The following is a 14,848-nucleotide window of genomic DNA, read 5'->3' on the forward strand; positions in this document are numbered from 1 at the left end:
AGTTGCCTATGACAGAAAACAAACAGAATAACAATGACCGCACCGACCGCCGCCCGGACTGCGTGACGGAGATCCGCATGGGTAACACCGTGCTTGTTGTGTCCGGCTTTTTCAAGAAAGATACCACAGCCACCGCAGCCGACAAGATGATGAAAGTGCTTGAAGCGGAAACCGCAGCTACACACAAGCCAAGTTATACTGCATGACAAGCCTAATTCCAAAAAATCGTCATAATGACGGGCGATAAAGAAGCAAAATTCACATTTACCAGCTATACAGACAGCCGCCCCGTGTGATATAATTTCCTTACGGAATAGCGGGGCTGGCTGTCGGAAATGGAGGAAACCATGATTAGACAGACAACCCAAAACCTCATTACTGCCCTTTATCCGAGATTATCCCATGAAGATGAATTGCAGGGCGAGAGTAATTCCATCTCCAACCAGAAGCGTATTTTGGAAAGCTATGCAAAACAGAACGGCTATACCAATCTCCAATGGTACACGGACGATGGGTACTCCGGTGCGAACTTCCAAAGACCCGGTTTTCAAGCCATGCTTGCGGATATTGAAGCAGGGAAAGTCGGAACGGTCATTGTCAAGGATATGTCGAGATTAGGGCGAAACTATCTCCAAGTGGGAATGTATACGGACATGATTTTCCCACAAAGGGGCGTTCGCTTTATCGCTATCAACGATGGAGTGGACAGCGCACAGGGCGACAATGATTTTGCCCCTCTGCGTAATATCTTCAACGAATGGATGGTGAGAGATACGAGCAAGAAAATCAAGGCAGTTTTCCGCAGCAAAGGCATGAGTGGCAAGCCTATCACAAGTCAGCCGGTCTATGGCTATCTCAAAGGTGAGGACGGACGCTTTATCGTGGACGAAGAAGCTGCCCCGGTCGTCAAGCAGATTTTCAGCTTGTGCCTTGCCGGGAACGGTCCGACCAAAATCGCCCGTATATTGACCGAGCAGCAAATCCCAACACCGGGTACATTGGAATACCGCAGGACAGGCAGCACACGCCGTTACTACCCCGATTATCCCTACAAGTGGGCGACCAACACGATTGTCCATATCCTTGAACGCAAGGAATATCTGGGGCATACGGTAAACTTCAAGACCGAGAAAGTGTCCTACAAGGTCAAATCAAGCGTGGAAAATCCCGAAGAAAAACAGGTCATTTTCGAGAATACCCATGAGCCAATCATTGACCTTGCCACATGGGAGCGTGTGCAGGAATTACGCAAGCAGCGCAAGCGTCCAAACCGCTATGATGAAGTCGGTCTGTTCTCCGGCTTGCTGTTCTGCGCCGATTGTGGGAGCGTCCTCTATCAGCAGAGATACGAGAACAAAACCCGAAAACAGGATTGCTACATCTGCGGCAACTACAAGAAGCGTACCCACGATTGCACCGCACATTTTATCCGCACCGACCTTTTGACTGCGGGTGTGACCGCCAATCTGCGGAAAGTGACAAGCTATGCAGCCAAGCATGAAAAGCAGTTTATGAAGCTGCTGATCGAGCAGAACGAGGACGGCGGCAAACGCCGCAACGCTGCCAAGCGAAAGGAACTGGACGCAGCCGAAAAGCGGATTGCGGAGCTGTCCGCTATCTTCAAGCGGCTTTATGAGGACAGTGTGACCGGGCGTATTTCTGATGAACGCTTTGCGGAACTTTCCGCAGACTATGAAGCCGAACAGAAACAGGTCAAGAGCCGTGCCGCCGAACTGCAAGCGGAACTGGCAAAGGCACAGGAAGCCACGGTTAATGCGGAAAAGTTTATGAAAGTTGTCCGCAAGTACACCAGCTTTGAGGAATTGACCCATACCCTGCTGCGGGAGTTTATTGAAAAAATCGTTGTCCATGAGTGCAGCTATGACGAGAACGGCACACGCAGACAGGACATTGATATTTATTACAGCTTTGTCGGCAAGGTAGAACTTCCCGACGAATAATGCCCGACCTATCCGACACAAAGCTCAAGTGCCGGATGGGAACGGCAAAAAATTTTACACTTCTATTGCTTCTTTATCGTACACAAGCTAAGTCTCAGGGCATGAAGCAGCTCATGGCTAATTAGTTGGAACAAAAAACGAAAGGAAAAGCACAATCCAGACGGTATCAGCGGCAGTCTACAAGAATAAATTGTGATTTCACAAGATTGGTGTTATAATAAGAGAAAAGTTCCTGCCGGGGCAGCCGCCCCGGTGGTATGGATAGAAAGGCAGGAAAACAATATGCACATCAGCTATAAACCACTCTGGCACACACTGTTAGAGCGTGATATGAGAAAAGAGGATTTAAGGCTTGCTGCTGGTATGACAACAAATATGATTGCCAACATGAGCAAAGAGGGAAAGCACATCAGCATGGATACATTAGCCCGTATCTGCGAAACGCTGAATTGTGAGATTACCGATGTGATTGAGTTAGTACCAGACGAGCCTACTTCCACAGGAGGTAAGGAACATGAGCGAATTGAAACCAAGAATAACGGAAAATGGAATTGATTATATTCTTGTCGGAGATTACTACATCCCAGACTTGAAACTGCCGGAGGAACACCGCCCCATCGGAAAATATGGACGGATGCACCGGGAATATTTAAGAGAAGTCCATCCAGCCAGATTGAACACATTGATACTGACCGGAGAATTGTGGACATATCTTGCAGACCTGAACGAACAGGCACAGAAGCGGTTCGATACCATCATGGAGCAGATGAAAGCTGCCGAGGGTGTGACTGAGGAATTAAAGCGTACCTGTCAAATGGAATGGGTGCAGCGTTGCAATAACATTCGCAACCGGGCAGAAGAAATTGTTTTGCATGAGATGATTTATTCATAACGATATGGTAGAATAATTATGATAAATCGAAATCTATAAAGGAGAATATTGATGAAACTATTTTTATGTTCGCACTTTTCAAGTGTAGGAAGTCTGATAAAGGAAGAAATTGAAAATAAGAAAGTCGCATTTATTCCAACAGCTTCGCTGCGTGAAGGCTACATCGGTTATGTCGGCTCGGCTCGAAAATTATTCAAAAAGTTGGGAGCAATCGTAACTGAAATTGATATTTCAACGGAGGCTTATTCAACGATACAGTCTGTTTTTGAAAATGCAGATGTGATATATTTTACCGGCGGAAATTCTTTTTTTCTTATGGACCAGCTCCGTAAGACGGGAGCTGATGGGCTGCTGAAAAAGGAATTGGCAAATGGAAAATTGATGATTGGCGAGTCGGCAGGCGCAATTATATGCGCTCCAAGCATCCAATATATCGAGCAAATGGATGAAAAGCCAGAGGACTACTCACAAGAAGATGATGCAGGGCTTGATTTGATTGATTTCTATGTTCTTCCGCATTATCTTACAGCACCATTTAAGAAAGTTACCGAGAAAATAATGACTGAGTTTTCGGATTTGAATCTATGCCCAATTAACAACCGTCAGGGAATTGTAATTGATGGTGAAGGTTCAAAGGTTATTTGCAAAGACTAATTTGAAAATTCCTGTTTTTGAAACCGGAAAATCGGAAGCTGAGGGGGATAGACTATTGAGAACATATGAGAATAAAGACGAGCTTAAAAACGAGATAAATAAAAGCTTTGCAAAGTATATTTCAGAATTTAATGATATTCCTGAGCATTTAAAAGATAAGAGAGTTGATGAGATCGATCGAACTCCAGCTGAAAATCTTGCTTATCAGGTCGGCTGGACAACTCTTGTTATTAAATGGGAATCAGACGAAAGAAAGGGTATTCCTGTCAAAACTCCTTCGGATAATTTTAAGTGGAATCAGCTTGGCGAATTATATCAATGGTTCACAGATACATATGCCCAGCTGTCACTGCAAGAATTGAAAGACAGATTGAATGAGAATATCAACTCTATTTATGCAATGATTGATTCTCTGAGTGAGGAAGAATTATTTAAACCACATATGAGAAAATGGGCTGACGAAGCAACTAAAACAGCCGTCTGGGAAGTATACAAATTCATACATGTTAATACAGTTGCTCCGTTCGGAACCTTTAGAACCAAGATTAGAAAATGGAAAAAGATTGCACTATAACTTCCAGCTTGTCTTTCAGAAATTCTAACTGAATAATCACAGCACGAACCGCTGCTACATGGAATGAAGCCAACAAACCATGCAACAGCGGTTTTTCTTTACCATTTTTTCCTCTGGCTGATAGGCGTTCCCATTTTCTTTGATTTTTGGAGAATCCGAATCAGCCAGCGAAATTCTTCTTCCGATAAATTTTTGTAGTTGATACCGAGTTGCTTGCAGTAAAGCATTGCCAGTTTTTCCAAACGGCTGCCCTTGAAATTTTCGACGGCTTCCAGATTTTCTTTCAGTTCATCGGCAACGGTGGTCTGGGGCGCACTTTCACTGTCCTTTTTGTGGGATTCCCGAATATCCCGGATAATCAGGTTGAGGTCATCCAGAACCATGTGGCTGAAATATTCATCATCACTGATATGGGCAGCTTGCAGCACTTTCAAATGCGGGTCATCTTCGCCGGGGCGATACCGTTCAATGATTTCATGCCGGACGGTATCAACAAGTGCATTGAGGTTTTGAATCTGCATGGTGGCAATCCCGTCCACATAAATCTCAATGTCTGCAAGAAACTTGATAAAATCTTTATGTGTGGCAAGCTCACAGAGCAGACGGTTGTTAATCCGACCGCTTTTCAGAAGTGCAACCATCTCATCGTTCAAATGCAGCTCCGTCAATGGCGTGTTGATCTGCTCCTTGTTCTCTGTCCGGCACAGCAGATAATCAACGGAAACCCCATAGAAGTCTGCCAGCGTGATGAGGTTTCCATGATTGATTTCCTTAAAATCTTCTTTTTCATAACTGCCAAGGGCTGATTTAGAAATACCCGTCAGCTTTGAAAGTTCTTCCAGATTTAAGCCTTTGTCCTTGCGGAGTTCCCAAAGGCGTTCCTGTATGCTTGTTGCTCCTTTCATGGGTGCACGCTCCTTTCCGGCGGTTTCATTGTTGCCGTTTAACTGGATTATATCACACTTTCCGCAATCGTGGAAATTTCTGATTTTTACCCCTAATTCCTACTTTGTGGACATACGGCACAGGGCACAAAAATGTTCTATGATACAGGTAGTTCATCGATGGATTATTCCAATCGAATGACCAGCCTGTGTGGGATATGCTTCCCCGGCGATGTAGCGCCATGACTTTTGGCAGGGATATGGAGGAACCCTGACCGAAACGAGCGTACCAAAGGGAGCGATACGCCGCTGTGAGATTCAGGGGAGGAACGACACCGGGGAGAACTGGCGAACTGACACCGAAATGATACCGAAACACGACAATCTGATAGGGGGATAGTCTACCCTATCGCTGATACTTTGGGAGATTTTAAGCGGCTCTATGGCTGTAATTTTGCCGAAAATCGCCCCGAAACCATACACGAAAACGGGAGGAAACACAATATGCCGAGAATGAGCAAAAAGAGGAAGCATGAGCTTTCCTTTTACCTCAATGACCGGGGGCGTGTCACTTACAACGAATTATGCCGGAAATGCCAGCATGGGTGCAAGCAGAGCTTCCGGGCGGTTGTGATTGACTGCCCCCGTTATTTATCCAAACGAGCAAAGAAAAAGGAGGAACACACCGAATGAATTTTGAATTTATGACGATAGACACACCATTACCGCCCTGTATGCCATTTCCCAGAGCGTTGACAGGATTTCCAGTCAGCAGCACCGCAAAGGTCATGTACTGCCGGATGCTGGACGCTATGCTATCCAAAGGGAAGGAGGACGAGAACGGAATCCTGTTTGTCTGCTTCCCCATCACAGCCATTGCCGCAGTCCTGTCCCGCAGCCCCATGACGGTCAAGCGTTCTCTGAATGAACTGGAAACCGCCGGACTTATCATGCGGGTGCGTCAGGGCATTGGAGAACCAAACAGGATTTATGTGCTGATACCGGGAAAGGAGGACGCTGCCCTTGCCTGATACCTCAAAACTGGAAAAGCTCAACCGGGAGTTGGAAAAAAGCGAAAAGAAACTGCGGAAAGCCATCAATGATGAAAAGGCATTGCAGCACCAGTTGAAGCAGCTTACCCGAAAGGAACGGACGCACCGGCTCTGTACTCGTGGCGGTATGCTGGAAAGTTTTCTGCAAGAGCCGGAACGCCTGACAGATGATGATGTCATGCTGCTGTTGAAACTCATTTTTCACAGGCAGGACACGCAGGAACTATTGAAAAAACTGCTGGAACGGGAGAAGCCGGAAACCCCTTAGTTTACTAAGGGCGCAATTATACACCACCCAAAGGTTGGTGCATTGCGTTCTCCGAAGGCTCCTCGCCGGAGGGCTGTAATTTTCCGCAGCCACGGTCTGCTCCAAATCAAACAGGGGACGCTACACTTCCCCTGCGCTGGCTTTCGCCAGCTACCCTTTTGTGGACTTGCCATCTGGGGACACCTTGCGTTGCAAGCTGTTCCCAGCCGACAAGTTTTACAGAATCAGTTTTCTGTCTTTTGAGAAGAAATGAAAAATGTTATACTAAAAAATGAAAATGCCTATTGACTCTCACGGAACGTCATAGATTAAAGTTACCTTATCAGGAACAGGAGGTCAGCAGCTATGAGGACAGTAAAAGAAATATCAGATTTAACAGGTATCAGCGTTCGCACGCTTCACTATTATGATGAAATCGGGTTGTTAAAGCCAACAGAAAAAAGTGATGCGGGATACCGGCTTTATGACGATAAGGCACTGGAAACATTACAACAGATTTTATTTTTCCGTGAGTTTGATATCTCCTTGAAAGAAATCAAAGCTGTTTTGGACAATCCGGCTCTTGAAAGAAATCAGATTCTACAAGTACAGCGAAAAATGTTGGTAACAAAGAAAGAACGAATGGAACGTCTGATTGCCAGCATTGATGACATTCTGAAAGGAGAGAACAAAATGGATTTTACAATTTTTACCAAAACAGAAGTAGAAGAAATGTTCCAAACCATGCTTGAGCATATGCCGGAGAATATGAGAAACATTGCAATTAAAGAATTTGGTAGCATTGAACAATGGAAAAAGCATTATATGGAAGTCGTATCTTCGGAAGAAATGCAGAAAGGCTATGCAAAGGTAGTTGAATGGTATGGTGGAAAGGACAAGTTTCTGTCTGTTGCCCGAACTCCCGTCAGCAAAGAAGTTGCAGAAAGCTATAACAAACGGATAGAAGCGATTTTGCAAAAACTGATTGCAAAACAGAATTGTGACATAGATTCTTTTGAAGTAAAAGAGCTTGTTGGAGAATATGGCTTTGTTATGAAACAGCTTGCCCAGATAAAAGAAGAAAAAGGCTTTATGATGGCACAGGCGCAGTATTACCGCAATGAACAAATCAAACCAATGATAGACGAAAAATACGGTGAAGGGGCTTCTGATTTCTTTGCACAGGCAATAGAAAACTATTATAAAGTTAAGTAATCTTGAATTTTAACTAAATACCCGCCGCCCCCAGCGGCACACCAAGCAGGAAATCTGAAAAAGGTCTCCTGCTTTTTTTATACCTAAAATCGGAAAGGAGGAACACTAAATGCCCTGTCCACACAATCAAATCTCCATCGTCCAGCGTAGCAACCGCCAGTCTGCTGTTGCCGCCGCTGCTTACCAAAGCGGCGAAAAGCTGTTCTGTGAATACGACCAGCAAGTGAAGCACTACCCAGAAAAGCGTGGTATCGTCCATAATGAAATCCTGCTCCCGGCAAATGCCCCGCCAGAGTATGCAGACCGCAATACCTTATGGAACGCCGCCGAAGCTGTTGAGAAGCAATGGAACTCCCAGCTTGCAAGGCGGTGGGTGCTTTCCATTCCCAGAGAGATACCGCCCGACCAGTACGCCGCCCTTGTCCGGGATTTCTGCAATCAGCAGTTTGTTTCCAAAGGAATGTGCGTGGATTTTGCCATCCATGACAAAGGGGACGGAAACCCTCACGCTCATGTCATGCTGACTATGCGGGCAATGGATGAACATGGGAAATGGCTTCCCAAGAGCCGCAAGGTTTATGACCTTGACGAGAACGGGGAACGGATAAAACTTCCGTCCGGCAGATGGAAAAGTCACAAGGAAGATACGGTTGACTGGAACGACCGCAAGTATTGTGAAATCTGGCGGCATGAATGGGAGATCATCCAGAACCGCTATCTGGAAGCCAACAACCGCCCGGAGCGGGTGGATCTCCGTTCTTATGAAAGACAGGGGCTTGATATTATCCCTACCGTCCATGAGGGTGCTGCTGTCCGGCAGATGGAAAAGCGAGGGATTCAGACCAACATCGGAAATCTGAACCGGGAAATCAAAGCCGCCAACAGCCTGATGAAGTCTATCCGGCAGCTTATTAAAAATCTCAAAGGCTGGATTATCGAGCTTAGTGAAAAACGAAAAGAACTGCTTGCGGAAAAAGCTGCGGAGGAAGCGGTATTTCTTCCCAATCTGTTGATGAAGTACATGGAGGTACGAAAGGCAGAACGGAGCGACTGGACACGGGCGGGACAAAACCGTGGAACTTCCAAAGACTTAAAGGCAGTCAGCGAAGCCCTGTCCTATCTTCAGAGAAAGGGACTTTCCACCGTGGAGGATTTGGAAAACTTTATAGAAACGTCCGGGAAATCTGCCGCCGACTACCGAAAGCAGATGAAGCCAAAGGAAACCCGCAGCAACGTGATTGACGCTATCCTTGCCGCCCGGACGGACTGTAAGGAATGTAAGCCCGTTTATGAGAAATACCAGAAGATATTTTTCAAGAAAACTAAGGAAAAATTCAAGCTGGAACACCCGGAGGTTGCCCGGTTTGAGAAAGCCAGTGCCTACCTTGCCAAGCACCCGGATGATAAGGACAGCACGAAAAAGGAGCTTTTGCAGGAACAGGCGAAGCTTGTGGGCGAAATCGCAGACTTGAAAGTACCGTTGACCGAGGTGCAGGAAGATTTGAAGAAGCTGCGGGACATCCGCTACTGGGTACGGAAAGCCACACCCGGCACAGAGGAAAGCAAAGAGCCGCCCAAGAAGCAGCCCCTCAAAGAAGTCTTGCAGGATAAGGCTGACGAGAAGAAAGCACAGAAAAACGCCCCGGCGCAGACGAAACACAAACAACAGGATATGGAACTTTAACAGGCACTTGCCATTTTCAGATTGAGAATGATAAGTGCCTTTTCTTTTTTACAAGGAGGAATTGATTTGAATGTATTTGAAGCTGTGAAGCAGTCCGTTACGACAAGACAGGCTGCGGAGCATTACGGAATCCGGGTAAACAGAAACGGGATGGCTTGCTGCCCGTTCCACAACGATAAGACCCCCAGCATGAAGCTGGACAAGCGTTTCCACTGCTTCGGATGTGGTGCAGATGGGGATGTGATTGATTTTGTAGCTGCCCTGTACGGGCTGGGGAAAAAGGAAGCCGCCGCACAGTTGGCGAGTGACTTCGGGCTTGCCTATGAGGACTGGAAGCCACCGGGCAGGGCAAGGAAGCCCAAGCCCCGGCAGAAATCCCCGGAAGAACAGTTCCGGGAAGCAAAGGCACATTGCTTCCGTGTCCTTGCCGATTATCTACACCTCTTACGGGTATGGAAAACCGACTATGCCCCGCACTCCCCGGAGGAAGCGTTTCATCCCCGGTTCGTGGAAGCCTTGCAGAAGCAAGCCCATGTGGAATATCTGCTGGATGTGCTGCTGTTCGGGGAGACAGAGGAAAAAGCGGTTTTGATTATGGACTACGGAAAGGATGTGATACAGCTTGAACAGCGAATGGCAGAGCTTGCAGCCGCAGACGCAGCAAGAACTAAAAAACACCATGAACGCCATGCAGCCGCCCCAGAGCGTTGAGGAAGTAAAGGCAACTCTGGAAACCACCGAGAAAGGCGGCGTCCGCCAGAGCATACGGAACTGCCTGACCGTATTCCAGCGTGACCCTGTGCTTGCCGGGGCAATCGCCTACAACATCCTGACCGACCGCAAGGACATCATAAAGCCCATCGGTTTTCACAGAGAAAGCACAGCCCTGACCGATACGGACATGAAGTATCTGCTTCTCTATCTGGAGGAAACCTACGGGCTTACCAGTGAGAAAAAGATTGAAACCGCCATCGGGATTGTGGCGAATGAGAATAAGTACCACCCCATCCGGGATTTTCTGAACAGCCTTGCATGGGACGGGACTGAGCGCATCCGCTTCTGTCTGCGGCACTTTCTGGGAGCTGATGTGGACGATTACACCTATGAAGCCTTGAAGCTGTTCATGCTGGGGGCGATTACAAGGGCATTTAAGCCCGGAAGCAAGTTTGAAATCATGCTGTGTCTGGTAGGCGGTCAGGGGGCTGGCAAATCCACCTTCTTCCGGCTGCTGGCAGTCCGGGACGAGTGGTTTTCCGATGATTTGCGGAAGCTGGACGATGATAACGTGTACCGCAAGCTGCAAGGTCACTGGATAATTGAAATGTCGGAAATGATGGCAACCGCCAATGCCAAGAGCATTGAGGAAATCAAGTCCTTTCTAAGCCGCCAGAAAGAGGTTTACAAAATTCCCTATGAAACTCACCCGGCAGACCGCCCCCGTCAATGCGTGTTCGGCGGCACTTCCAACGCCCTTGACTTTCTCCCCCTTGACCGTTCCGGCAACCGCCGATTTATCCCGGTCATGGTGTACCCGGAGCAAGCCGAGGTTCACATTTTGGAGGACGAAGCCGCTTCCAGAGCCTATATCAGCCAGATGTGGGCGGAAGCAATGGAGATTTACCGAAGCGGCATGTTCAAGCTGTCATTCAGCCCAGCCATGCAGCGGTATCTCAAAGAACACCAGCGGGATTTTATGCCGGAGGACACCAAAGCCGGGATGATACAGGCTTACCTTGATAAGTACACCGGGGAAACGGTCTGCTCCAAGCAGCTCTACAAGGAAGCCTTAAACCACACCTTTGATGAGCCGAAGCAATGGGAAATCCGGGAAATCAACGAGATAATGAACCAGTGCATTACCGGGTGGAACTACTTTTCCAATCCGAGGATGTTTGCGGAATACGGCAGACAAAAGGGCTGGGAGCGTGAAATCCCGGCAACGGACACCGACAACCCGCCCGAAAAATCTATGGACGGTTTTGTGGAGGTCACAGAGCAGATGGAGCTTCCATTCTGAAAATGACAGCCCGTTGCCGACTTCGTTGCTATCCCGTTGCCGAGCCGGTTGCCGGGGAAAATCCCTTATTTCCGGGCTTTTTCCCTCTCTGACAACCAAAACAACAGAAAAATAAAAGAAAAGTATAAATAGTAATCAACGCCAGATTGAGATTGTTTGCAAGGTCTTTTGAAGCCCGTTGCCGGACTTCGTTGCCGACCGTTCTCTGTCTGGCTATTTTCATGTATGGAGGATAACTGCCTATGGCGAAAAATAAGACCAAGATTGAAGTGACAACCGTATTTGACGGGGAACTGGACGCCACCGATGTGTTCGTCAGCCTGATTTCCCAGAAATACGGCAAAACAAATACAAAAGAATATCTTGCTAAAAAGAAAGATTTGAAGTATAATGAAGATGAGGTTCAACAGAGCCAGATACCGTCTGGATTGTGTGGGTAAATGGCTATGATGAACGAAATGGAATACAGAACAATCGGTTCAGCACTTGCCGGGGGCTATCGTGCGGCGGTCTATTGCAGGCTGTCAAAGGACGATGACCTGCAAGGCGAAAGTGCCAGTATCGCAAACCAGCGTGATATGCTGGAAAAATACTGCGAAAAGCAGGGATGGGAGGTTGTGGCAGTCTATCAGGACGATGGCTTCACAGGTCTTAATATGGAGCGTCCTGATTTACAGAGAATGTTGAGAGCCATTGAGCGCAGGCAAATCAACCTTGTCATCACGAAAGACCTCAGCCGACTGGGGCGTAACTATCTGCAAACAGGGCATTTGATTGAGGACTTTTTCCCAAGAAACGGTGTCCGCTATATCGCCATGAATGACGGTATCGACACCCTGCGGGATAACAACGACATCGCCCCGTTCAAGAATATCCTGAACGAGATGTACAGCAAGGATATTTCCAAGAAAGTCCATTCCTCTTATCTTCTGAAAGCGCAGAAAGGACAGTTTACCGGGTGTCTTGCCCCGTTTGGGTATCGGAAAGACCCGGAGGACAAAAACCATCTGCTCATTGACGAGGAAACCGCCCCGATTGTGCGGCTGATTTTCGGATATGCCCTAAACGGTCATGGTCCGAACTATATCCGCAGACGGCTGGAGGAAGAAAAAATCCCCTGCCCCACATGGTGGAACCGGGAACGGGGGCTTCGCAATACCCGCACCAAATGGGAAAAGAAAGACCCGGAAAACGGGCGGTATATGTGGGACTTTTCCGTTATCAAAGACCTTTTGATGAATCCCGTTTACACTGGGGCGATTGCTTCCCAGAAAAAGGACTACCGTTTCAAAATCGGCACGATTGGGGAAAAGAAGCCGGAGAACTGGATTGTAGTGGAAGGACAGCATGAACCGCTGATTGACCGCATGAGCTTTGACATTGTGCAGAACAAGCTGAAATCCCGCCAGCGTCCGGGGCAGACCAATGAAATCAGCCTGTTTGCCGGACTGATAAAATGCGGCGAGTGTGGGAAGTCTCTGACGGTACGCTACACAAACGCAAAACATCCCCAGCAGATTTACTCCTGCAAGACCTACAATGCCTTTGGAAAGAACCACTGCACCCAGCACCGGATTGATTATGACACCCTTTACAGTCATGTGCTGCGGAAAATCCGGGAATGTGCCAGAGCTGCCCTGATGGACGGGAAAGCGGTTGCTGACCGCCTGACCAATACCTGTGAAGCCGAGCAGCGGGAACAGCGGGAAGCAATGGAACGCTCCCTTACAAGGGACGAGGAACGGATTGAGGTTCTGGACAAAATGGTAATGCGGCTTTATGAAGATATGATTGCAGGGCGTATCAGTGAGCAGAACTTCAACACCATGCTGGAAAAGACACAGACCGAGCAGACGGAACTTAAAACAAAAGTGTCCGAGGGCAGAAAGCGGCTGTCCGATGAAGTCCAGCTTGCCAATGACGCAAAACAATGGGTGGAAGCCATTCAGGAATATGCCAACATCACAGAGTTGGACGCAGCCACCCTCAACCGCTTAATCAAAGAAATCGTCGTGCATGAGCGCATTGACGAAGATAAAACAAGACACATTTCTATCGAAATTCATTTTAATCTCAAACCCATCCCGGAGGTGGAACAGGTCACTGCCTGACCTGTCCCGCCGGGACGGTTCTCTTAAAAACACCATATAGATTTTTTGTACGCCGCCGCCCGCCATCGAGCAGAGTTTTACACCTAATTGGGGATAAAACAGCTGATGGCTGGCGGCGGCGTGGCACTGATCGGCACGACTCTGGTGCCGCTGCTTTCTGGACTTTTTGGCTAAACTACGGTATTCTGAAACTGAAAGGAAACAGAATTCGACACAATCCGAAAAAGTCAATGAAAATCAATAGGGATTGCGGTTTATAATCGCAAAACCTATTGATTTTTTAATGCGCTTGCGGTATCATGGAACCATGGAGGTGGTTCCTATGATAAACAGACCGCTCTACGTCGATAAGATTATGGCATACACCGACACACCTTTTGTAAAAGTGTTGACGGGTGTTCGCCGCTGCGGAAAATCCACAGTTCTAAAAATGATCATGGAGAAGCTGCAACAGGAGCATGGCATTCCGTCTGAGCGGATTGTCAGTATGCGCTTCGATTCCATGGATTATGAGGATATGACAGCGAAGGATATGTTCAAGGCTGTTAAAGAAAAGCTTGTTCCAACGGGGAGAACGTATCTCTTTCTGGATGAGGTTCAGGAAATTGAAGGCTGGGAGAAAGTAGTAAACTCCCTGGTAACGGATTATGATGTTGACCTTTATGTAACAGGCTCCAATTCCAGAATGATGTCTTCGGAAATAGCGACTTACCTGACCGGACGATATGTTTCCTTCCGTATCTATACGCTTTCGTTTCAGGAATATCTGGAATTCAAAAAGCAGTATACACAGGTAAAGGATATCCATGCTGAACTGGCAGACTATATCCGCTTGGGCGGCTTCCCTGCAACGCACCTGCGAGAGTATTCACAGGATGAGGTTTATACGATTGTCCGGGATATCTATAATTCCACGATTTTTTCGGATATCGTAAAGAGAAACCAGATTCGTAAGATCGACCAGCTGGAACGGGTGGTTCGGTACACATTTGCAAATGTGGGAAATTCATTCTCGGCAAAATCAATTTCGGATTATCTGAAATCAGAGCATCGTTCTATCGACAATGAAACGGTGTACAGTTATCTGGAAAAACTGGAGAAGGCATATCTTCTTCATCGCTGTTCTCGATACGATCTGCGCGGAAAGGAGATTCTGAAAACGCAGGAGAAGTTTTATCTTGCTGATACCGCTTTACGTTACAGCGTGCTGGGCTATACACCAGACAGCGTTGCTTCCAGTCTGGAAAATGTGGTTTATCTGGAACTTTGCAGACGAGGATATACCGTGACGATTGGGAAAACGCCGGATGGTGAAGTCGATTTTGTGGCGCAGAAGCAGAATGACCGGTTGTATGTGCAGGTCACGCAGGAGATCAAATCCGAAAAAACAGAAAAGCGCGAATATGAACGACTGCTGGAAATTCGGGATAACTATCCAAAGTATGTTTTGAGAACTGATGAATTTGCCGGAGGAAATTACCAAGGCATTAAGAGTATGCACATTGCAGATTTTCTATTGAGCACTGAATATTAACGATGAGGGCGGCGGTGAGCCGC

The 14,848-nt window shown here is 47.3% G+C and carries 17 protein-coding genes and 1 pseudogene; 17 read left to right on the plus strand and 1 reads right to left on the minus strand.

The features are described from left to right. Positions 1–8: 8 nt before the first annotated feature. The 6 genes from ACI6NM_RS13275 (at position 9) to ACI6NM_RS13300 (ending at position 4,081) form a co-directional block, all read left to right on the plus strand. Positions 9–206, plus strand: a complete 198-nt coding sequence (locus ACI6NM_RS13275) for a transposon-encoded TnpW family protein (protein ID WP_055230548.1) — start codon at positions 9–11, stop codon at positions 204–206. A 141-nt stretch (positions 207–347) separates the two neighbouring features. Further along, the gene (locus ACI6NM_RS13280; RefSeq protein WP_110441882.1) at positions 348–1,961 is read left to right on the plus strand and encodes a recombinase family protein; all 1,614 of its coding nucleotides are present in this window, start codon (positions 348–350) and stop codon (positions 1,959–1,961) included. 282 nt (positions 1,962–2,243) lie between these two features. After that, positions 2,244–2,516, plus strand: coding sequence for a helix-turn-helix domain-containing protein (locus ACI6NM_RS13285; RefSeq protein ID WP_054325001.1), 273 nt, complete (start codon positions 2,244–2,246; stop codon positions 2,514–2,516). Beyond that, positions 2,476–2,853 carry a TnpV protein gene (locus ACI6NM_RS13290; protein ID WP_054325002.1) on the plus strand — a complete coding sequence of 126 codons (378 nt, stop codon included), beginning with the start codon at positions 2,476–2,478 and terminating at the stop codon, positions 2,851–2,853. Before ACI6NM_RS13285 ends, ACI6NM_RS13290 begins: the two co-directional genes overlap by 41 nt. 51 nt (positions 2,854–2,904) lie before the next feature. Next, positions 2,905–3,507: a Type 1 glutamine amidotransferase-like domain-containing protein gene (locus ACI6NM_RS13295; RefSeq protein ID WP_007047425.1), complete on the plus strand. Its 603-nt coding sequence runs from the start codon at positions 2,905–2,907 to the stop codon at positions 3,505–3,507. A gap of 55 nt (positions 3,508–3,562) precedes the next feature. Continuing rightward, positions 3,563–4,081 (plus strand): ClbS/DfsB family four-helix bundle protein, encoded by a 519-nt coding sequence (locus tag ACI6NM_RS13300; RefSeq protein ID WP_007047424.1) that lies wholly within the window; start codon positions 3,563–3,565, stop codon positions 4,079–4,081. Positions 4,082–4,179: 98 nt separating this feature from the next. Here ACI6NM_RS13300 and ACI6NM_RS13305 read toward each other — a convergent pair whose 3' ends face one another. Then, positions 4,180–4,986 (minus strand): helix-turn-helix domain-containing protein, encoded by an 807-nt coding sequence (locus ACI6NM_RS13305; RefSeq protein WP_007047423.1) that lies wholly within the window; start codon positions 4,984–4,986, stop codon positions 4,180–4,182. A 483-nt stretch (positions 4,987–5,469) separates the two neighbouring features. Here ACI6NM_RS13305 and ACI6NM_RS13310 point away from each other — a divergent pair, with 483 nt between their 5' ends. The 11 genes and pseudogenes from ACI6NM_RS13310 (at position 5,470) to ACI6NM_RS13360 (ending at position 14,825) form a co-directional block, all read left to right on the plus strand. Then, the gene (locus ACI6NM_RS13310; protein WP_002304353.1) at positions 5,470–5,658 is read left to right on the plus strand and encodes a hypothetical protein; all 189 of its coding nucleotides are present in this window, start codon (positions 5,470–5,472) and stop codon (positions 5,656–5,658) included. Then, complete coding sequence (locus tag ACI6NM_RS13315) at positions 5,655–5,996, plus strand: DeoR family transcriptional regulator (protein ID WP_005924748.1); 342 nt, start codon at positions 5,655–5,657, stop codon at positions 5,994–5,996. The genes ACI6NM_RS13310 and ACI6NM_RS13315 overlap by 4 nt, the downstream gene beginning before the upstream one ends. Next, positions 5,989–6,285, plus strand: a complete 297-nt coding sequence (locus tag ACI6NM_RS13320; protein WP_002594808.1) for a DUF3847 domain-containing protein — start codon at positions 5,989–5,991, stop codon at positions 6,283–6,285. Before ACI6NM_RS13315 ends, ACI6NM_RS13320 begins: the two co-directional genes overlap by 8 nt. Positions 6,286–6,630: 345 nt before the next feature. After that, on the plus strand, positions 6,631–7,479 hold the full coding sequence (locus tag ACI6NM_RS13325) for a MerR family transcriptional regulator (RefSeq protein ID WP_054325003.1): 849 nt from the start codon (positions 6,631–6,633) through the stop codon (positions 7,477–7,479). Positions 7,480–7,588: 109 nt separating this feature from the next. Then, on the plus strand, positions 7,589–9,163 hold the full coding sequence (gene mobQ / locus ACI6NM_RS13330; protein WP_025544159.1) for a MobQ family relaxase: 1,575 nt from the start codon (positions 7,589–7,591) through the stop codon (positions 9,161–9,163). A gap of 66 nt (positions 9,164–9,229) precedes the next feature. Further along, positions 9,230–9,874 carry a CHC2 zinc finger domain-containing protein gene (locus tag ACI6NM_RS13335; protein ID WP_025544160.1) on the plus strand — a complete coding sequence of 215 codons (645 nt, stop codon included), beginning with the start codon at positions 9,230–9,232 and terminating at the stop codon, positions 9,872–9,874. Further along, complete coding sequence (locus tag ACI6NM_RS13340) at positions 9,843–11,180, plus strand: virulence-associated E family protein (RefSeq protein WP_008394605.1); 1,338 nt, start codon at positions 9,843–9,845, stop codon at positions 11,178–11,180. Before ACI6NM_RS13335 ends, ACI6NM_RS13340 begins: the two co-directional genes overlap by 32 nt. Before the next feature lie 242 nt (positions 11,181–11,422). Beyond that, a complete protein-coding gene (locus ACI6NM_RS13345) occupies positions 11,423–11,620 on the plus strand; it encodes a hypothetical protein (RefSeq protein WP_002595176.1) in 198 nt (65 codons plus the stop codon). Next, complete coding sequence (locus ACI6NM_RS13350; protein WP_119221492.1) at positions 11,621–13,291, plus strand: recombinase family protein; 1,671 nt, start codon at positions 11,621–11,623, stop codon at positions 13,289–13,291. It begins immediately after the preceding gene. Between the two features lie 90 nt (positions 13,292–13,381). Beyond that, positions 13,382–13,465, plus strand: a pseudogene (locus ACI6NM_RS13355) (Maff2 family mobile element protein); the annotation flags it as partial. A 148-nt stretch (positions 13,466–13,613) separates the two neighbouring features. Continuing rightward, positions 13,614–14,825 carry an ATP-binding protein gene (locus tag ACI6NM_RS13360; protein WP_417017930.1) on the plus strand — a complete coding sequence of 404 codons (1,212 nt, stop codon included), beginning with the start codon at positions 13,614–13,616 and terminating at the stop codon, positions 14,823–14,825. Positions 14,826–14,848: the final 23 nt, after the last annotated feature.

Origin of the sequence: Pilosibacter sp. YYHA0881 (genome assembly GCF_051602715.1) — a bacterium.
Classification (GTDB): Bacteria; Bacillota; Clostridia; order Lachnospirales; family Lachnospiraceae; genus Alitiscatomonas; species Alitiscatomonas aceti.

Excerpts from the sequence above, each read along its gene's own strand:
- ACI6NM_RS13275 (WP_055230548.1), top strand. The coding sequence starts at position 9 with ATGACAGAAAACAAACAGAATAACAATGACCGCACCGACCGCCGCCCG.
- ACI6NM_RS13280 (WP_110441882.1), top strand. The coding sequence starts at position 348 with ATGATTAGACAGACAACCCAAAACCTCATTACTGCCCTTTATCCGAGA.
- ACI6NM_RS13285 (WP_054325001.1), top strand. The coding sequence starts at position 2,244 with ATGCACATCAGCTATAAACCACTCTGGCACACACTGTTAGAGCGTGAT.
- ACI6NM_RS13290 (WP_054325002.1), top strand. The coding sequence starts at position 2,476 with ATGAGCGAATTGAAACCAAGAATAACGGAAAATGGAATTGATTATATT.
- ACI6NM_RS13295 (WP_007047425.1), top strand. The coding sequence starts at position 2,905 with ATGAAACTATTTTTATGTTCGCACTTTTCAAGTGTAGGAAGTCTGATA.
- ACI6NM_RS13305 (WP_007047423.1), bottom strand. The coding sequence starts at position 4,986 with ATGAAAGGAGCAACAAGCATACAGGAACGCCTTTGGGAACTCCGCAAG.
- ACI6NM_RS13310 (WP_002304353.1), top strand. The coding sequence starts at position 5,470 with ATGCCGAGAATGAGCAAAAAGAGGAAGCATGAGCTTTCCTTTTACCTC.
- ACI6NM_RS13315 (WP_005924748.1), top strand. The coding sequence starts at position 5,655 with ATGAATTTTGAATTTATGACGATAGACACACCATTACCGCCCTGTATG.
- ACI6NM_RS13325 (WP_054325003.1), top strand. The coding sequence starts at position 6,631 with ATGAGGACAGTAAAAGAAATATCAGATTTAACAGGTATCAGCGTTCGC.
- mobQ (WP_025544159.1), top strand. The coding sequence starts at position 7,589 with ATGCCCTGTCCACACAATCAAATCTCCATCGTCCAGCGTAGCAACCGC.
- ACI6NM_RS13340 (WP_008394605.1), top strand. The coding sequence starts at position 9,843 with ATGAACGCCATGCAGCCGCCCCAGAGCGTTGAGGAAGTAAAGGCAACT.
- ACI6NM_RS13345 (WP_002595176.1), top strand. The coding sequence starts at position 11,423 with ATGGCGAAAAATAAGACCAAGATTGAAGTGACAACCGTATTTGACGGG.
- ACI6NM_RS13350 (WP_119221492.1), top strand. The coding sequence starts at position 11,621 with ATGGCTATGATGAACGAAATGGAATACAGAACAATCGGTTCAGCACTT.
- ACI6NM_RS13360 (WP_417017930.1), top strand. The coding sequence starts at position 13,614 with ATGATAAACAGACCGCTCTACGTCGATAAGATTATGGCATACACCGAC.